The following is a 16,907-nucleotide window of genomic DNA, read 5'->3' on the forward strand; positions in this document are numbered from 1 at the left end:
GGTTGCCGCGGCCGGATAGGCTCCCGCGCGTGACCGCCGCAGCCAGCTCGGACGCAGACCTCATCGCGGCGCACGCCGCGGGTGACCCCCATGCCTTCTCCGAGCTCGTGCGCAGGCACCGAGATCGCATGTGGGCCGTCGCGCTGCGCACGCTGCGCGACCCCGACGAGGCCGCGGACGCGTTGCAGGAGGCGTTCATCTCGGCCTTCCGGGCGGCGGCCGGCTTCCGGGCGGAGTCCCAGGTCACGACCTGGCTGCACCGAATAGTCGTCAACGCCTGCCTGGACCGGATGCGCAGGCGACAAACCAGGCCGACCGTGCCGCTGCCCGAGGCGGGCCCCGGCGAGCCGGTGTCGCCGCGCGACGCGATGGCCGAGCGCGAGACCCGCCTGGTGGTCCAGGCGGCCCTCAACGAGCTGCCCGAGGAGCAGCGCGCCCCGATCGTGCTGGTGGACGTCGAGGGCTACTCCGTGGCCGAGACGGCCCAGCTGCTGGGCATCGCGGAGGGCACCGTGAAGTCGAGGTGCGCCCGCGGGCGGGCCAAGCTCGCCAAAGTTCTGGGGCACCTCCGGAACCAGGGTGCAGATGCGAACGTCCCAGTGAACGATGTGCAGGTGCAACAGGGACGTCAGTTGGAGGAACGATGACCGGCAATGCGCGGCGTTCAGGGCCGCCGTGGTCCGTCGACCTGCTGGCCGACCTGCACGCCGGCGCCCTGGACCCCAAGACCGAGGCCGAGCTGCGGCCGCTGGTCGAGAACGACCCGGAGGCGCGCGAGATCCTCGCCGCGCTCGACGCGACGCTCGCGGACCTGCGCGACCTGCCGCCGATCCCCATGCCGCGCCACGTGGCCGACCGGATCGACGCGGCCCTGGCCGAGGAGGCCCGGCCCACCGCACCGGTGGTCGACCTCGACCGGGCTCGCGCCCGTCGCGCCAAGCGCCTCGGCTGGGGCGCGGGGCTGCTCGCGGCGGCCGCGGTCGCCGTCGGCGTCGCCGTGGTGGCCATCCCGCGCGACAACACCGCGGGCGACGGCGGCATCGCCCAGCCGGACCCCTCCACCACGCCGGTGACCGGCAGCTCCGCCCCGCCCGGTGGCGACCGGATGCCCGCCGTGCGCGGCCGGAACTTCGGCCCGGTGTTCGGCGACGTGCTCAAGGCGCAGAACTACGGCCCGCTGGAGAACCAGGAGCAGCTCGCCGACTGCCTGCGCGGCGCGAACATCACCGCCGGCAAGCCCCTCGGGGTGAGCCCGATCACGCTGGACGACAAACCGGCCGTGATGGCGATCCTCCCCGGGGGTACCCCGGGCTCGTACCGGATCGTGGTGGTGGACCCGCGCACCTGCGGGCCGGACAACCCGGACGGCGTACTGGCGAACAGCACGATCCAGCCGTAGCCGGGGGCGTAGCCCAACTCACCGAGAAGGGGCGGAATTACCGCACCCTACGATCCGTTGAGCGAAGAGCCGGGCCGGGTGATCCAGGTCCGGGAGCGACTAACGGAGGTCGAGGGTGTCGGACGTTCGGAACCTGATCGTCGTGGGATCGGGGCCCGCCGGGTACACCGCGGCGGTCTACGCGGCGCGTGCCCAGCTCGATCCACTGGTGTTCGAGGGCTCGCAGTACGGCGGCGCGCTGATGACCACGACCGAAGTCGAGAACTACCCCGGTTTCCGCGACGGCATCATGGGCCCCGACCTCATGGCGCAGATGCGGGAGCAGGCCAAGCGCTTCGGCGCCGAGCTGCGCGCGGAGGACGTCGACTCGGTGGAGCTCGACGGCCCGGTCAAGTACGTCACCGCGCACGGCAAGCGGTACGCCGCCCGCGCGGTGATCCTCGCCATGGGCGCGGCGGCCCGCTACCTGCACGTCCCCGGTGAGCAGGAGCTGCTCGGCCGCGGCGTGTCGGCCTGCGCCACCTGCGACGGCTTCTTCTTCCGCGACCAGGACATCGCGGTGATCGGCGGCGGCGACTCGGCGATGGAGGAGGCGACCTTCCTGACGAAGTTCGCCCGGTCGGTCACGATCATCCACCGCCGCGAGGAGTTCCGCGCCTCCAAGATCATGCTGGAGCGCGCGCGGGCCAACGAGAAGATCAAGTGGCTGCTCAACGCCGAGGTCGTCGAGGTGCTGGGCCAGGGCGGCGGCACCGTGACCGGCGTCCGGACCCGCGACACCCGCACGGGCGAGGTGACCGAGCACCCGTTCACCGGCTTCTTCGTCGCCATCGGCCACGACCCGCGCAGCGAGCTGGTCAAGGGCCAGGTCGAGCTGGACGGCGAGGGTTACGTCCAGGTGGTCGGCCGCACGACCCACACGAACGTCGACGGGGTGTTCGCCGCGGGCGACCTCGTCGACCACACCTACCGCCAGGCGATCACCGCCGCGGGCTCGGGCTGCGCCGCCGCGATCGACGCGGAGCGCTGGCTGGCCGAGCACGGGACCACGGAGGCCGCCGTCACCGCCGAGCACGTGGGCGGCGGCTACGGCGAGCCCGTCACCACCAGCTGAACCACCTTTCGCAGAGGGAGAGAAACGACATGGCAGGCACCCCCGTGGTCACGTCCGCCCAGACCTTCACCGACGACGTGCTGACCAGCGACAAGCCGGTCCTGGTCGACTTCTGGGCGACCTGGTGCGGCCCGTGCAAGATGGTCGCCCCGGTGCTCGAGGAGATCGCCGCCGAGCACCCCGACAAGATCACGATCGCGAAGCTCGACATCGACGCCAACCCGTCGATCGCGCGGGACTACCAGATCATGTCGGTGCCGACCATGATCCTGTTCCAGGGCGGCAGGCCGGTGAAGCAGATCGTCGGCGCCAAGCCGAAGGCCGCGCTGCTCAAGGACCTGTCCGACGTGCTCTGAGCTCAGCCTCCCGGGTGACCCGTCCGTCTCCACCGAAGACGGACGGGTCACCCTTTTGTGGAGCTGTAACCACTCGTAGTAGCCCCATCCGTGGCATCGGCGCGAGCAAGGCACAATAGGGCGTCAAGTTCGCGTCGATGGATGTCGACGCCTTAGTGAGCGAGGGGTGCATGCTGCTACTCCGCCGCGGGGACTTCGGTCCGGACGTCGCCGAGGTCAGGGCAACGCTGACGAAGCTCGGCCTGCTGTCCGACCCGCAACCGTCCCAGGTGTTCGACCTGCCGGTCGAGCACGCGGTGCGCGCGTTCCAGCAGCAGCGGGGCCTCATCACCGACGGCGTCGTCGGCCCCGCCACCTACCGGGCGCTGCGCGACGCCACCTACCGCCTCGGCGACCGGCCGCTCGCGTTCCTCATGGCGCAGCCGGTCACCGGAGACGACGTGTTCGCGCTCCAGGAGCGCCTGCTGGAGCTGGGCTACGACGCCGGGCGGCCCAACGGCGAGTTCGGCCAGCAGACCGAGCAGGCGCTGCGGAGCTTCCAGCGCGACTACGGGCTCATCGTGGACGGCATGTGCGGCCCGGACACGGTCCGCGCGCTGCGCCAGCTCCAGCCCAAGGTGCGCGGCGGCCGGCCGGTGTTCCTGCGCGAGCAGGAGCGCGTCCGGCGGGCCGGTCCGCGCCTGTCGGGCAAGCGGATCATCATCGACCCGGGTCACGGCGGCGAGGACCGCGGTGTCGTGGTCGACGGCGTGTCCGAGGCCGACGTGATGCTGGACCTGGCCCGCCTGCTCGAGGGCAAGATGGCCGCGACCGGCATGGAGGCCCTGCTCACCCGCGGGCCGAACCACAACCCGGACGAGGGGGAGCGGGCGCGGTTCGCCAACGAGGCGGGCGCCGACCTGATCCTGTCGCTGCACGCCGACCGCAACGCCTCGCCGCTGGCGGCGGGCGTGGCGACGTTCCACTTCGGCACGGGCAACGGCACGTCGTCCACGGTCGGCGAGGCGCTGGCCGGGTTCATCCAGCGCGAGATCGTCGCCCGGACGGGCCTGCTGGACTGCCGCACGCACCCGAAGACCTGGGACATGCTCCGGATGACCCGCTGCACGGCCGTCCGCGTCGAGGTGGGCTACCTGACCAACCCGGGCGACCGGCAGCGGCTGGCGAACCCGTCGTTCCGCGACGTGGTGGCCGAGGGCATCCTGGTCGCGGTCAAGCGCCTGTACCTGCTCGGCAAGGACGACCAGCCGACCGGCACGTTCACCATGGACGACCTGCTGCGGCACGAGGTGGCCACGGGCAAGCTCCGCTAGCCGCGGCCACCACCACCCCTCCACGCTGCCGGTGAGGAGCACGATGGAGTTCTACCGCCTCGAAGCCGAGGTCGCCGGTGCGCTGGGCGAGGGCACCGTGATCGACCTCGGGGCGCAGCCGCCGCGCATCGAAGCCGTGCACTACGAGATCACCGACTGGGCCGGGGACGACCTGGTGGAGGCGTTCCCGGTCTACCTGGTGACCGACGACCTGGCCGACACGCTGGTCGACAGCGGCCTGGACGCCTTCCGCGTGCGCCGGGCCACCGTGACGCTCTCCGAAGAGGCCCAGGAGATGCTGGAGGGCAAGGAGCTGCCCACGTTCCACTGGCTGGAGGTGACCGGCCAGGCGGGCGTGGACGACCTGGGCGTCACCGACCAGGGGCAGCTCGTGGTGAGCGAGCAGGCGCTGGACCTGCTCCAGGGCGGCACGCTGGAGAACTGCGAGGTCGACCGCTTCTGACGGCCCTCACACGGGCTTGAAGCTGGGCTCCGCCGCGGTCGACACCGTCACCGAGCCGAGCAGCCGCTCCAGCGCCGCCTCGACGTCTTCCTTCCACGAGGACGCGCTGCGCAGCTCCAGCCGCAACCGCGGCCACCGGGGGTGCGGGCGGACCGTCTTGAAGCCGACCTGGAGCAGGAAGTCGGCGGGCGTCACGCAGCCGGGCCCGTCCGCGTCCGGCCGGTTGTCGCCGAACGCCTCGATCGCCTTCACGCCACGACGGGTGAGGTCCTTGGCGACCGTCTGCACGAGCACCCGCCCGAGACCGCCGCCGCGGAACTCCGGCAGCACCTCCAGCCCGGTCATCAGCACCGCGTCGGGGCTGGCGGGGGAGGTGGGGAAGGCCAACGACCTCGGCACGGCCGCGGGGGGCGCGTAGAACACCGAACCGGCGGGGATCCCGTCCAGGTAGATGATGCGGCCGCAGGAGCCCCACTCCAGCAGCACGCTGGAGACCCAGGCCTCCTTCTCGAACTCGGTGTCCCCGAACTCCTCGGCCTGCTCCTTCAGGTGCGGCGCGAGCTCCCAGAACACACACGTCCGGCTGTGCTTGGAGAGGTGCTCCAGGTTGTCCAAGGTGACGCCCACGACACGACGCGACACCCCGACCTCCAAGCCCCCGAAAGCATCCCCCCACGAGGATAAGCGGAGTGGACCCCCGCCCGGAAGGCGGATACCCCGAACGGGACGGCCGTTACACTCGGGCGGGAACCGACCCGCCGGTAACAGCCACCTACGGAGTTTCCCGTGAACCTACCCGGACAGCCTCCCAGGCAGGGAGCCAGAAGCCTCGACCCCCACCTGCGCCGGTACGCCGCGCGCACGGCGGGCATGACGGCGTCGGAGATCCGGGCGCTCTTCGCGGTGGCGAGCAGGCCTGAGGTGGTGTCCCTGGCGGGAGGGATGCCCCACCTGGCAGCGCTGCCGCTGGAGTCCCTCAGCGCGGAGGTGGCGGACGTCGTCGCCACGGAGGGCCTGGTCGCGCTCCAGTACGGCAGCGCCCAGGGCGTGCCCGAGCTGCGCGAGCAGATCTGCGACGTGATGGCGCTGGAGGGCATCAACGCCCACCCGGACGACGTCGTGGTGACCGTCGGCTCCCAGATGGGCCTGGACATGGTCACCCGGATCTTCTGCGACCCCGGTGACGTCGTGCTGGCCGAGGGCCCGTCGTACGTCGGCGCGCTCGGCTCGTTCGCCGCCTACCAGGCCCAGGTCGTGCACGTGGGCATGGACGCCGACGGCCTCGTGCCGGAGGCGCTGCGCGAGGCCGTCGCCGCCGTCGAGCGGTCCGGCAGGCGGGTGAAGTTCCTCTACACGATCCCGAACTTCCACAACCCCGCCGGCGTCACCCTGGCCGTCCAGCGCCGCGCCGAGGTGCTCGACATCTGCCGCGCGCACGGCATCCTCGTGGTGGAGGACAACCCGTACGGGCTGCTGGGCTTCGACGGCGTCACCTACCCGGCGCTGCGCTCGACCGACCCGGACAACGTCGTCTACCTGGGCTCGTTCTCCAAGACCTTCGCCGCGGGCCTGCGCGTGGGCTGGGTCCTGGCCCCGCACGCCGTGCGGGAGAAGCTGGTGCTGGCCGCGGAGTCGGCCACCCTGTGCCCGCCGACGCTGAACCAGCTGATCGTGTCGCGCTACCTGGCCACGCACGACTGGAAGGGCCAGATCAAGACCTACCGCGAGGCGTACCGGGAGCGCCGTGACGCGGCGATCTCGTCCCTCGAGCAGCACATGCCGGTTGGTTCCACGTGGAACAAGCCGAACGGCGGCTTCTACGTCTGGGTGACCGTGCCGGAGGGCATCGACACGAAGGCGATGCTGCCCCGCGCCATCACCCAGCGCGTGGCGTACGCCTCGGGCACCGGCTTCTACGCCGACGGCCTGGGCAGCCGCCAACTGCGCATCTCGTACTGCTACCCGACGCCGGAACGCATCCGCGAGGGCGTGCGCCGGCTCGCGAACGTCATCAAGGACGAGATCGAGCTGCACGAGACGTTCGGCCCGACCGTGGGCCGCGCCGTCTCGGGCCCGCACAACCCCTCGCCCGACACCGCTTGATCAGGAGTAGACGTTGTCCAACCGCTGGGTCGCAGTCCTGTCCGGGGGCCTTTCGCACGAGCGGGAGGTGTCCTTGCGATCCGGTCGCAGGCTGTCCGCCGCGCTCCGCTCGGCCGGCCTGGTCGTGGAGGAGTGGGACGCCGACGGCACCCTGCTCACCCGCCTGAAGGAGCACCGCCCGGACGCCGTCGTGGTCGCCCTCCACGGCGGCGAGGGCGAGAACGGCTCCGTGCAGACCATCCTGGAACTGCTGGACGTGCCGTTCGTCGGCACGGACTCGCGGGCCTGCCGCCGTGCCTGGGACAAGCCGACCGCCAAGGCGGAACTGGCCCGGGCCGGCCTGGCCACCCCGGAGTGGGCCGTCCTCCCGCACGCGTCCTTCCGGGAACTGGGCGCGCAACCGGTCCTGGACGCCATGCTCGACCGCCTCGGCCTGCCGCTGATGCTGAAGCCGGACCAGGGCGGCTCGGCCCTGGGCGCCCGGGTGGTGCGCGACGCGGCCGAACTGCCGGCCGCCATGGTGGGCTGCCTGGCCTACGGCGACACGGTCCTGGCCGAGCGCTTCGTGGAGGGCGTCGAGGTCGCCGTGTCCGTCGTCGACGGCCCGGACGGTCCCTACGCGCTCCCCGCGGTGGAGATCGTCCCGGAGAGCGGGATCTACGACTACACCGCCCGGTACACCGCCGGCCTGACGGACTTCCACGCCCCGGCCCGGCTGGACGAGAAGGCCGCCCAGGCCGTCGGCGAACTCGCCGTGGCCGCCCACCGCCTCCTGGGCCTGCGCGACGTCTCCCGCACGGACGCCGTCGTCGCCCCGGACGGCACGGTCCACTTCCTGGAGGTCAACGTCTCCCCAGGCCTCACCGAGACGTCCCTCCTGCCGATGGCCGTCGAAGCGGCCGGCCAGTCACTGGGGGACATCTACGCGGCCTTGGTCGAGCGAGCCGTCACCCGCTGACCACCCCTCACCCACCACGGCCCGTGTCCACAAGGACACGGGCCGCAATCATCACCGTGACAAAAGGCCCCTTGGTGATCCCTTGCACCTCGAACGAATCCCTTTTGTCCGTTTCTCGACCTCGCCGCGAGAACGGCACCCAAACCCGTCCATGACCGCCGCAACCGCCCGCGGCGGCCCGGTTTGACACAGGTTCGGGTGCCCCACGCCAAACCGAGCCGGACGGCAGCACCGCCCCGCCGGCACCCGGCTACGCGGAACCGGGCCCCGAGCGCACCCGCTGCGCCGCCTCCGGCGACATCAACTGGATGATCCGCTCCAAGTCGTCCACCGACCCGAACTCCACCACGATCCGCCCCTTCCGCTGCCCCAGCTCCACCTTCACCCGGGTGTCGAAGTTGTCGGACAACCGCTCCGCCAACTCCTGCAACCCGGGTGCCTGGACGGGCTTGCGGCGAGCGGCCTTGGCCTTGGCGGGCTCGGCGCCCTTGGCGAGCGTCACCGCTTCCTCGGTGGCCCGGACCGACATCCCCTCGGCGACGATCCGGGCGGCCAGCTCCTCCTGCACCCCGGGGTCCTCGACCCCGAGCAGCGCCCGCGCGTGCCCGGCCGACAGCACCCCGGCCGCGACCCGGCGCTGCACGGGCAGGGGCAGCTTCAGCAACCGGATCGTGTTGGTCACGACCGGCCGGCTGCGGCCGATCCGGTCGGCCAGCTCCTCGTGCGTGACGCCGAACTCCTCCAGCAGCTGCTGGTAGGCCGACGCCTCTTCCAGCGGGTTGAGCTGCACGCGGTGGATGTTCTCCAGCAGCGCGTCCCGCAGCATCACGTCGTCGGCCGTCTGCCGCACGATGGCCGGGATGGTCTTCAACCCCGCGAGCTGGGTGGCCCGCCACCGCCGCTCGCCCATGACGAGCTCGTAGGTGTCCGCACCGGTCGCCCGCACCACGATCGGCTGCATCAGCCCGAACTCGCGGATGGAGTGCTCCAGCTCCCGCAGCGCCTCGTCGTCGAACACCTGCCGGGGCTGCTTCGGGTTGGTCCGGATCGAGGTGACCGGCAACTCCTGGTACACCGCGCCGGCCACCTCACCGGTCGGTGCGGCGGGCGCGGGCGCAGGGGCGGCTGACCCGTTGGCCGGCCCACCGGCCGCGGTCCGCACCGGCGGGGGAGCCGGCGTGCCGGAGGGCGGACCGCTCGGGATCAGGGCCGCGAGCCCGCGACCGAGGCCGCCCTTGCGCTGTTCCGTCATGCCGACCTCATCTCCGCGCCGAACTCGGCGATCTCCCGCGCCGCGTCCAGGTAGCTCATCGCGCCCCGTGAGCCGGGATCGTAGGTGAGCACCGTCTGACCGTATCCCGGAGCCTCCGAGACCTTCACGCTCCGCGGGATCACCGTCCGGAGAACCGTGTCGCCGAAGTGGCCGCGCACCTCGCTGGTCACCTGGTCGGCGAGCTTCGTGCGACCGTCGTACATCGTCAGCAGGATCGTGGACACGTTCAGCGTCGGGTTCAGGTGCGCCTGCACCAGCTCGATGTTGCGCAGGAGCTGGCCCAGTCCTTCCAGCGCGTAGTACTCGCACTGGATGGGGATGAGCACCTCCTGGGCGGCGACCATCGCGTTGACGGTCAGCAGGCCGAGCGAGGGCGGGCAGTCGATGAACACGTAGTCCGGCTTGATCGGGTCGAGCGCCTCCGGGCTCAGCGCCTCCTTCAGCCGCGACTCGCGGGCGACCATCGACACCAGCTCGATCTCCGCGCCCGCCAGGTCGATCGTGGCCGGCACGCAGTAGAGGTTGGGGGACTGGTTGCTGACCTGGGCGGCCTCCGCCACGGACAGCTCACCGATCAGCACCTCGTACACCGACGGCGTGCCGGAGCGGTGGTCGACCGCGAGCGCCGTGCTGGCGTTGCCCTGCGGGTCGAGGTCGATCACGAGCACCTTCAGCCCGTGGATGGCCAGCGCCGCGGCCAGGTTCACCGTGCTGGTGGTCTTGCCGACGCCACCCTTCTGGTTGGCGACCACCATGACCCGGCGGCGGTCGGGACGGGGGAGTTGGAGGGAGTCGGGGTGCAGGACGCGGGTGGCGCGTGCCGCTTCTTCCGCGATCGGGGTCCACACGGTGCTGGTGTCTCCTGCCGGTTCCACGTTGTTTGCCAAGTTGGGGTCAGCCGTCGGGCGGGGCGCTCGGCCACCGCCCACCACACCTTCGGGCTCGGTTTCACGTGGAACACCGGCCTCTTGGAACACAGGTTGCAGGGGGTCGGGGTACACGTTCACCGATCCTTCCTCTTGCGACGCGTGCCGTCACGGCGGCTCGCCTGCTCGTCGCGCTCCACGAGCACGACCGTCGTCGGCGGGTCGAGCACCTCGCCACCGCAGGTGGTGACGCGCGGCCGGACGCCCCCGGCTCGCCGCACCGCCTCGGCATCGCGTTCCAGTTCTTCCGCGGCGCTCTCGCCCTTGAGTGCCACCAGGCGCCCGCCGGGCCGGAGCAGCGGCAGGCACCACCGCGTCAACCGCTCCAGCGGGGCCACCGCGCGAGCCGTCACGACGTCGCTGTCCGACAGCCGCTCCCGCACCGGCCCTTCCTCGGCCCGCCCGCGCACGACGGTGACCTCCAGCCCGAGCGCGTCGACGCACTCGGTCAACCACGCCACCCGCCGGGCCATCGGCTCCAGCAGCGTGAGGTCGAGGTCCGGACGCGCGATGGCCAGCGGGATGCCCGGCAGCCCCGCCCCCGAGCCGACGTCGACCACCCGTGCGCCTTCGGGGAACAGCTCCGCCACGACGGCCGAGTTCAGGACGTGCCGCTCCCAGAGGCGGTCGACCTCGCGCGGGCCGATGAGCCCGCGCTCGACGCCGTGCTCGGTGAGCAGTGCCGTGAAGGCGACCGCCTTGTCGTAGTGGTCACCGAAGACCTTCTTCGCGCGGTCTTCCACCTCTGCGGCCATGTCTCCGTCCGGGACGTTTCACGTGAAACCACACCGGACACCGGGGCGACCGAGCGTGGGCGATGGGGTTGGGCGTCTCGCCGAGGAGGCGATGAGCCCCGCGAGATGTGCCAGTCCCCACTATGACGGATCACCCCGCCGACACGCCAAATCCGAGCGCCATGTCGGCGCGTTTCACGTGAAACTTGTGATCCGACCGTCCTTCGGCTGCACGCGGAGGAGTTCCAAGGCGTAGTCGACCGACTCGACGTGATCCAACCCCGGCACCTCGTCCACCGGGAACCACGCCGCCTGGTCCGTGCTGCCGCCGACCTCGTACGTCAACTCGCCGCCGACCACGTGCGCCTCGTACATGATCCGGATGCGGTGGTAGTCCACCTCCATCCCGTCCCGCACCATCGGCCCGTATACGTTCTGGATGCCGAGCAACCGGTCCACCTCCGCCCGGTACCCGGTCTCCTCGAACACCTCGCGCACGACGGCGTCGTACGGGTCCTCACCGTGGTCGAGCCCACCGCCGGGCAGGATCCAGCGCGGCCGGTCCGGCCCGAGCCACCGGGACAGCAGCATCCGCCCGTCCTCGATGATGACGGCGTAGGCGGCGACGCGGAGGTTGCGGATGTTCCCACTCATGCCACGACCGTTTCACGTGAAACACGACGAAGGAAAGAGGACGCCGACCCCGGACGTGAAACGACCCCGGCCCCACCAGGGGACCGGGGTCGTCGGCACGAACCGGTGAGGACCGATCAGGGCTTCGGCAGCACCACCACGCGGCGCTGCGGCTCCTCGCCCTCGCTCTCGCTGTGCACGCCCGCCACGGCGGCGACGGCGTCGTGCACGACCTTCCGCTCGAACGGCGTCATCGGGTGCAGCCGCACCTTCTCGCCCGTCGCCAGCACCTTCTCCGCCGTCGTCCGGCCGAGGTCGGCGAGCTCGGCGCGCCGCCCGGCGCGCCAGCCGGCGATGTCCAGCATGAGGCGGCTGCGCACGCCCGTCTCCTGCTGCACGGCGAGCCGGGTCAGCTCCTGCAACGACTCCAGGACCGTGCCGCGGGGACCGACCAGCTTCTCCAGGTCGTCACCGCCGTCGATGCTCACGATCGCCCGACCCGCCTCGACGTCGAGGTCGATGTCGCCGTCGTAGTCGAGCAGGTCCAACAGTCGCTCCAGGTAGTCCCCGGCGATGTCGCCCTCCTGGACGAGCAGGTCCTCCGAACTCCCCGACCGCGCCGGCGGGGCGTCGTCGGCCCCCGGTGCGTCCACGTCGGCCGCCTGCAACGTCTCCGACACGATGTCTCCTCTCCAGGGTCAACGACGCTTCTTGTTGCCCTGCTTCTTGCCTGGGGATCGGTCTGGGCTCAGACCGGGAACCTCGGTGGACGGCTTCGCGGTCGACGCGGACCCGTCGCCGTCCGTCGCCGCCGACGTGGCCGTGCCGTCGACGGACTGGGTGGTCGACTGCTGCGCGCCCGCCGACGCGGCGCCGGCGGCACCCGCCGGCTTGCGGGCGGTCTGCGGCTTCTGGCCGGGCTTCGGCTTCGTCACGGGCTTCACGCCCGGCTTCGGGGCGAGCGCGGACCGCTGCGCCGTCGCCTCGACCTTCTTCGCCTCTTCCTCGCGGTCGATGCGGTGGTAGACGACGTACTGCTGACCCAGCGTCCACGCGTTGTTGCTCAGCCAGTAGAGCAGGATCGCGATGGGGAAGAAGAGGCCACCGACGAGCACGCCCAGCGGGAAGATGTACAGCGTCAGCTTGTTCATGATCGCGGTCTGCGGGTTGTCCGTCGCCGCCTGCGTCTGCCGGGCCACCGAGTGGCGCGCGGTGAAGTGGGTCGCGATCGACGCGATGATCATCAACGGGATGGCGACGAGCAGCACCGAGCTGCGCTCGGTCCCGAAGTCCGTCAGCGACGGCTGGCCCGGGTTGTCGTACGGCATCGTGATGAACGTCGACAGGTTCGCGCCGAACAGCTTGGCGTTGACGAACGACTCCACGCCCTTGGCGTCGAAGAAGTAGACCTCGCCCCAGCCGGGCTTGAACGACCGCAGCACGTGGAACAGGCCGATGAACACCGGGATCTGCACCAGCATCGGCAGGCAGCCGCCGAGCGGGTTCACGCCGTGCTCGGCCTGGAGCTTCTGCATCTCCTGGGCCTGGCGCTGCTTGTCGTTCGCGTACTTCTTCTTGATCTTCTGCAGCTCGGGCGCGAACTCCTGCATCTTGCGCATCGAGCGGACCTGGCCGACGAACGGCTTGAACAGCAGCGCGCGCAGGGTGAAGACGAGGAACACCACCGACAGGGCCCACGCGAACCCGCTCGACTCGCCGAAGATGTGGCCGAACACCCAGTGCCAACACCACAGGATGAAGGACACCGGGTAGTAGATGAAGTTGAGCACTAGCTACTCCTCGGCAGGAAGGTCGGGGACCGCGTTTCGCCTCGGCGGAACCGGGTCCAGGCCACCAGGGTGCCAGGGTCCGCAGCGGCCCAGCCGGCGCAGGGTCAGCCAGGAACCGCGCAGCGCACCGTGGACGGTCAACGCCTCCACCGCGTACGCACTGCAACTCGGGTGGAAACGGCAGGTCGGGGGCAGCGCCGGTGAGATGAACTTCCGGTAGAAGCGCACCGGCAGCAGCAGCGCCCGGACTACGGGGCTCACCCGGGTGGTCGTCGTCATCGCAGCACCTTGCGCAGCGCCGCGTCGAGGTCTCGGCCGAGCTCGGCGCTGTCCGCATCGGCTGACGGTGCCAACGCGCGCACGACGAGCGAAGTTCCGGGCGGCAACCCCCCGATCCGGTCCCGCACCAGGTGCCGGAGCCTGCGGCTCACCCGGTGCCGGACCACGGAGTTGCCCACGGCCTTGCTCACGACGAAGCCCACCTTGGACGGGTCCAAGGTGGGCTGCGCCGACGTCAGGACGTGCACCACCAGCCGGGACCGGCCGGCCCGGCGGCCTCGGCGGACCACCAGGCCGAAGTCCTGGCTCCGGGTCAGCCGGTTGGCCGCGGGCAGCACGGCGCTGCGGCGATCAGGCGGACAGCTGCTTGCGGCCCTTGCCACGGCGCGCGGCCAGGATGGCGCGACCGGCGCGGGTGCGCATGCGCAGCCGGAAACCGTGCGTCTTGGCACGGCGGCGGTTGTTGGGCTGGAAGGTGCGCTTACCCTTGCTCACGGTCGGACTCCCGGTGCTTAACTGCCAAGCAGGTCTGTGGTTGTCCCCAGCGAACTAGCCTTAGGCGCGCGAAAAGCACCCCACGCAAGCGGGAGACGGTTACGAGGGTACGCAGCCCCGGGGGCGCGGTTCAAATCGGGGTCGCCCCCGGGCGCGGGAGGCGGGTCGACCACCCGCCCGGCGCGCGGAAACCACTTGCGCGACCGCACGCCTTGTGGCAGGGCCCGCACCTTGTTAGCGTGCTGCCTTCGCGGGTGGAAGCGGGCGGATCGGGCCGGGCCCACGAGGGACGACAGCCGCCGCCACGCCGGTCGCGGGTGCTCGGGAGCAACGGGGGATCCGCTGCGCTCCGGGCCCCGTTCGTGCACAGTTGTGGATAACTCTGTGGATGCCTCTATTCTCCGTGTCCACGTCGTGGAAGTTCCCGGGGGACTGACCGCGGAGCCGTCACGAGGGGAGGGGAGCGCGGAGGTGTCCGACCACCAGGCCGATCTGGGTCTCGTGTGGGAGCAGGTCGTGCAGGAGCTCGCCGCCAGCACGTTGTCCCCGCAACAGCGCGCGTGGATGCGCGTGACCCGACCCATCGGGCTGCTCGACGGGACCGCGCTGCTCGCCGCGCCGAGCGACTTCGCCAAGGAGGCGATCGAGCGCGCGCTGCGCGAACCGATCACCGCCGCCCTGTCCCGCCGGCTGGGCCGGGCCGTCTCGCTGGCCGTGAAGGTCGACTCGCCCGATCCCGGCACCGCCCCGATGCCCGTCCTCGGAGCCGCGCCGCCCCTGCCGGGTCCGGTGCCCGTGCCCGTGGGCGTGCCCGCCGGTGTCGTGCCGGTCAACGGCAGCCTGGTCGTGGAGGCCGACACCGAGGGCGGTGACGCCGAGGGCGAGGGCGAGGAGGTCGACGAGGAGGGCGAGGCGCTCGCCGCCGTCACCGAGATCTGGCCGACGTTCAGCGGCGGCCACGCCGCGCCGAGCGGCACGCCGTACACCCGGCCGGCCAACCCCGCGTCCTCGCAGACCCGGCTGAACGAGAAGTACAACTTCGACACCTTCGTCATCGGTGCGTCGAACCGCTTCGCCCACGCCGCCGCCGTGGCCGTGGCCGAAGCGCCCGCCCGCGCGTACAACCCCCTGTTCATCTGGGGCGAGTCCGGGCTCGGCAAGACGCACCTGCTGCACGCCGTCGGCCACTACGCGCAGCGGCTGTTCCCCGGCATGCGCGTGCGGTACGTGTCGACGGAGGAGTTCACCAACGACTTCATCAACTCCCTGCGCGACGACCGCAAGGTCGCCTTCCAGCGCCGCTACCGGGACATCGACGTGCTGCTCGTCGACGACATCCAGTTCCTGGAGGGCAAGGAAGGCACGCAGGAGGAGTTCTTCCACACCTTCAACACCCTGCACAACGCGAACAAGCAGATCGTGGTGTCCTCCGACCGGCCGCCCAAGCGGCTGGAGACCCTGGAGGACCGGCTGCGGACGCGGTTCGAGTGGGGCCTGATCACCGACATCCAGCCGCCGGAGCTGGAGACCCGGATCGCGATCCTGCGCAAGAAGGCCGCCCAGGACCGCCTCGCCGCGCCCGCCGAGGTGCTGGAGTTCATCGCGGCGCGGATCGAGCGGAACATCCGGGAGCTGGAGGGCGCGCTGATCCGGGTGACGGCGTTCGCCTCGCTGAACCGGCAGCCGGTCGACGTGCAGCTGGCGGAGATAGTGCTGCGCGACCTCATCCCGGACTCGCACGCGCCGGAGATCACCGCGCCGACGATCATGGCGGTCACCGCGGAGTTCTTCTCGGTGTCGATAGACGACCTGTGCGGGCCGGGCAAGACCAAGGTGCTGGCGCAGGCGAGGCAGATCTCCATGTACCTGTGCCGGGAGCTGACCGACCTGTCGCTGCCGAAGATCGGCCAGACGTTCGGCGGCCGGGACCACACGACGGTCATGCACGCGGACAAGAAGATCCGCAAGGAGATGGCCGAACGCCGCCGCGTCTACGAGCAGGTCCAGGAGCTGACCTCGCGCATCAAGCAGCGGGCCCGCCACACCCCCTGATCGCGCAAACGCTTGCGCCTCCCACTTCCGGGTGATTGAGGCGCTCTCGGTCACCCTTGCCGACCCCCGCGCGCACATCCGACCCGCCGCGCCGGCCGAACACCCCGGCCGACGGCACCCCCGCGCCGGTCCCACCCGCTGCCCGCACCTCTTGTCGCCCCGCCGCGCTCCTGCGCACCAACGCGGACCGCACCCGACAGCGGCCTTCGCCGTCCACCGGTCGTCCTCGCGACCCGGTCCACCGGGTCGGCCGCGACGGCGGGCCGGGCACCCGCCCCGAGCCCACCGGCGCCCGGCCATGGCCCCGGCCGCCGTCGCCGACCGACCGACCGTCCGCCCGCTCGCTCGCTCGCTCGCGACCCACTCGCTCACCGCCGCGCCCGCTCACCGCCGTACCCGCTCGCGGCCCGCCCTCTGCTCGACCGCCCCTCTGGCCGACCCGCTCTCTGGCCGACCCGCCCTCTGCCCTGCCACCCCTGCCTGACCCGCCCTCTCCCGGCTACCCCTGCCCGGCCGCCCCTCTGCGCCGCCCCTCTGCGCCGCCCCTCTGCGCCGCCCCTCTGCGCCGCCCCTCTGCGCCGTCTCGCGCCCGGCCGCGCCGGCACCCCGTCCGCACCCGGGTGCCGCCGTCGCACCCGGGGACGACCCGCGCCGCACCCGGGTGCCGTCCCGATCCGCCCCCGGCACCCGGGTGCCGCACCCGCCCCCACTCCGCCGCACCCCGCCGACCCGCGACGCACAGGCGTGAACACCCGGGCGCGGGGGTATGGACCAGCGGGGGTCGTTTCGGGTCACCCGTGTGAGGTACCCCCGCCCCACCGGGGCCGGGTCCAGGGCGTTTCCCGAGGTCGCCCGACGACCCGGCCCCCTCGACGGCGCTGGTGAACGGCGGGCCGCGAGTTGTCCACAGCCCTCCGGGAGTGCCCCGTCGGGGGAGATTCGGGCCACCATCACCCTGTGCAGCACCCGGGTACAACTCGGCCCACACCCGGGGATTAACCCGGGGACAACTCGGCCTT

At 71.7% G+C, this 16,907-nt stretch carries 19 protein-coding genes; 9 read left to right on the plus strand and 10 right to left on the minus strand.

Annotated elements, in window-relative coordinates; genetic code table 11:
• Positions 1–29: 29 nt before the first annotated feature.
• The 6 genes from sigM (at position 30) to ACIGNX_RS15535 (ending at position 4,645) form a co-directional block, all read left to right on the plus strand.
• Positions 30–647 carry an RNA polymerase sigma factor SigM gene (gene sigM / locus ACIGNX_RS15510; RefSeq protein ID WP_396540391.1) on the plus strand — a complete coding sequence of 206 codons (618 nt, stop codon included), beginning with the start codon at positions 30–32 and terminating at the stop codon, positions 645–647.
• Positions 644–1,399, plus strand: a complete 756-nt coding sequence (locus ACIGNX_RS15515; protein ID WP_396540393.1) for a hypothetical protein — start codon at positions 644–646, stop codon at positions 1,397–1,399. Before sigM ends, ACIGNX_RS15515 begins: the two co-directional genes overlap by 4 nt.
• 115 nt (positions 1,400–1,514) lie before the next feature.
• Entirely contained in the window at positions 1,515–2,513 is a 999-nt protein-coding gene (gene trxB, locus ACIGNX_RS15520; protein ID WP_396540395.1) for a thioredoxin-disulfide reductase, read from the plus strand.
• Positions 2,514–2,542: 29 nt separating this feature from the next.
• Positions 2,543–2,869, plus strand: coding sequence for a thioredoxin (trxA, locus tag ACIGNX_RS15525; RefSeq protein WP_396540397.1), 327 nt, complete (start codon positions 2,543–2,545; stop codon positions 2,867–2,869).
• A 170-nt stretch (positions 2,870–3,039) separates the two neighbouring features.
• Positions 3,040–4,182 carry an N-acetylmuramoyl-L-alanine amidase gene (locus tag ACIGNX_RS15530; RefSeq protein ID WP_396540399.1) on the plus strand — a complete coding sequence of 381 codons (1,143 nt, stop codon included), beginning with the start codon at positions 3,040–3,042 and terminating at the stop codon, positions 4,180–4,182.
• 43 nt (positions 4,183–4,225) lie between these two features.
• Positions 4,226–4,645 (plus strand): hypothetical protein, encoded by a 420-nt coding sequence (locus tag ACIGNX_RS15535; RefSeq protein WP_396540401.1) that lies wholly within the window; start codon positions 4,226–4,228, stop codon positions 4,643–4,645.
• Between the two features lie 6 nt (positions 4,646–4,651).
• Here ACIGNX_RS15535 and ACIGNX_RS15540 read toward each other — a convergent pair whose 3' ends face one another.
• A complete protein-coding gene (locus ACIGNX_RS15540) occupies positions 4,652–5,287 on the minus strand; it encodes a GNAT family N-acetyltransferase (protein ID WP_396540403.1) in 636 nt (211 codons plus the stop codon).
• Positions 5,288–5,431: 144 nt separating this feature from the next.
• Here ACIGNX_RS15540 and ACIGNX_RS15545 point away from each other — a divergent pair, with 144 nt between their 5' ends.
• Together ACIGNX_RS15545 and ACIGNX_RS15550 are read left to right on the plus strand one after the other, a co-directional pair.
• Complete coding sequence (locus ACIGNX_RS15545; protein ID WP_396540405.1) at positions 5,432–6,748, plus strand: PLP-dependent aminotransferase family protein; 1,317 nt, start codon at positions 5,432–5,434, stop codon at positions 6,746–6,748.
• Positions 6,749–6,761: 13 nt separating this feature from the next.
• Positions 6,762–7,706, plus strand: a complete 945-nt coding sequence (locus ACIGNX_RS15550) for a D-alanine--D-alanine ligase (protein ID WP_396540407.1) — start codon at positions 6,762–6,764, stop codon at positions 7,704–7,706.
• Between the two features lie 250 nt (positions 7,707–7,956).
• On the opposite strand, the gene ACIGNX_RS15555 is transcribed toward ACIGNX_RS15550, so the two are convergent.
• The 9 genes from ACIGNX_RS15555 to rpmH form a co-directional block, all read right to left on the minus strand.
• On the minus strand, positions 7,957–8,958 hold the full coding sequence (locus ACIGNX_RS15555) for a ParB/RepB/Spo0J family partition protein (protein WP_396540409.1): 1,002 nt from the start codon (positions 8,956–8,958) through the stop codon (positions 7,957–7,959).
• Positions 8,955–9,827 carry a ParA family protein gene (locus ACIGNX_RS15560; protein WP_396540411.1) on the minus strand — a complete coding sequence of 291 codons (873 nt, stop codon included), beginning with the start codon at positions 9,825–9,827 and terminating at the stop codon, positions 8,955–8,957. The genes ACIGNX_RS15555 and ACIGNX_RS15560 overlap by 4 nt, the downstream gene beginning before the upstream one ends.
• Before the next feature lie 155 nt (positions 9,828–9,982).
• Complete coding sequence (rsmG, locus tag ACIGNX_RS15565; protein ID WP_396540413.1) at positions 9,983–10,660, minus strand: 16S rRNA (guanine(527)-N(7))-methyltransferase RsmG; 678 nt, start codon at positions 10,658–10,660, stop codon at positions 9,983–9,985.
• A 174-nt stretch (positions 10,661–10,834) separates the two neighbouring features.
• Positions 10,835–11,293 (minus strand): NUDIX hydrolase, encoded by a 459-nt coding sequence (locus ACIGNX_RS15570; RefSeq protein WP_396540415.1) that lies wholly within the window; start codon positions 11,291–11,293, stop codon positions 10,835–10,837.
• 116 nt (positions 11,294–11,409) lie between these two features.
• Entirely contained in the window at positions 11,410–11,952 is a 543-nt protein-coding gene (locus tag ACIGNX_RS15575; protein WP_396540417.1) for a protein jag, read from the minus strand.
• A gap of 18 nt (positions 11,953–11,970) precedes the next feature.
• Positions 11,971–13,062, minus strand: a complete 1,092-nt coding sequence (yidC, locus tag ACIGNX_RS15580; protein WP_396540419.1) for a membrane protein insertase YidC — start codon at positions 13,060–13,062, stop codon at positions 11,971–11,973.
• A 3-nt stretch (positions 13,063–13,065) separates the two neighbouring features.
• Positions 13,066–13,341, minus strand: a complete 276-nt coding sequence (yidD, locus tag ACIGNX_RS15585; protein ID WP_396540421.1) for a membrane protein insertion efficiency factor YidD — start codon at positions 13,339–13,341, stop codon at positions 13,066–13,068.
• The gene (rnpA, locus tag ACIGNX_RS15590; protein ID WP_396540423.1) at positions 13,338–13,679 is read right to left on the minus strand and encodes a ribonuclease P protein component; all 342 of its coding nucleotides are present in this window, start codon (positions 13,677–13,679) and stop codon (positions 13,338–13,340) included. The genes yidD and rnpA overlap by 4 nt, the downstream gene beginning before the upstream one ends.
• Positions 13,680–13,692: 13 nt before the next feature.
• A complete protein-coding gene (rpmH, locus tag ACIGNX_RS15595) occupies positions 13,693–13,836 on the minus strand; it encodes a 50S ribosomal protein L34 (RefSeq protein ID WP_073897783.1) in 144 nt (47 codons plus the stop codon).
• Positions 13,837–14,307: 471 nt separating this feature from the next.
• On the opposite strand from rpmH, the gene dnaA reads away from it, so the two are divergent.
• A complete protein-coding gene (gene dnaA / locus ACIGNX_RS15600) occupies positions 14,308–15,888 on the plus strand; it encodes a chromosomal replication initiator protein DnaA (protein WP_396540425.1) in 1,581 nt (526 codons plus the stop codon).
• Positions 15,889–16,907: the final 1,019 nt, after the last annotated feature.

The sequence above is a fragment of the Actinosynnema sp. NPDC053489 genome, assembly GCF_044544865.1.
Classification (GTDB): Bacteria; Actinomycetota; Actinomycetes; order Mycobacteriales; family Pseudonocardiaceae; genus Actinosynnema.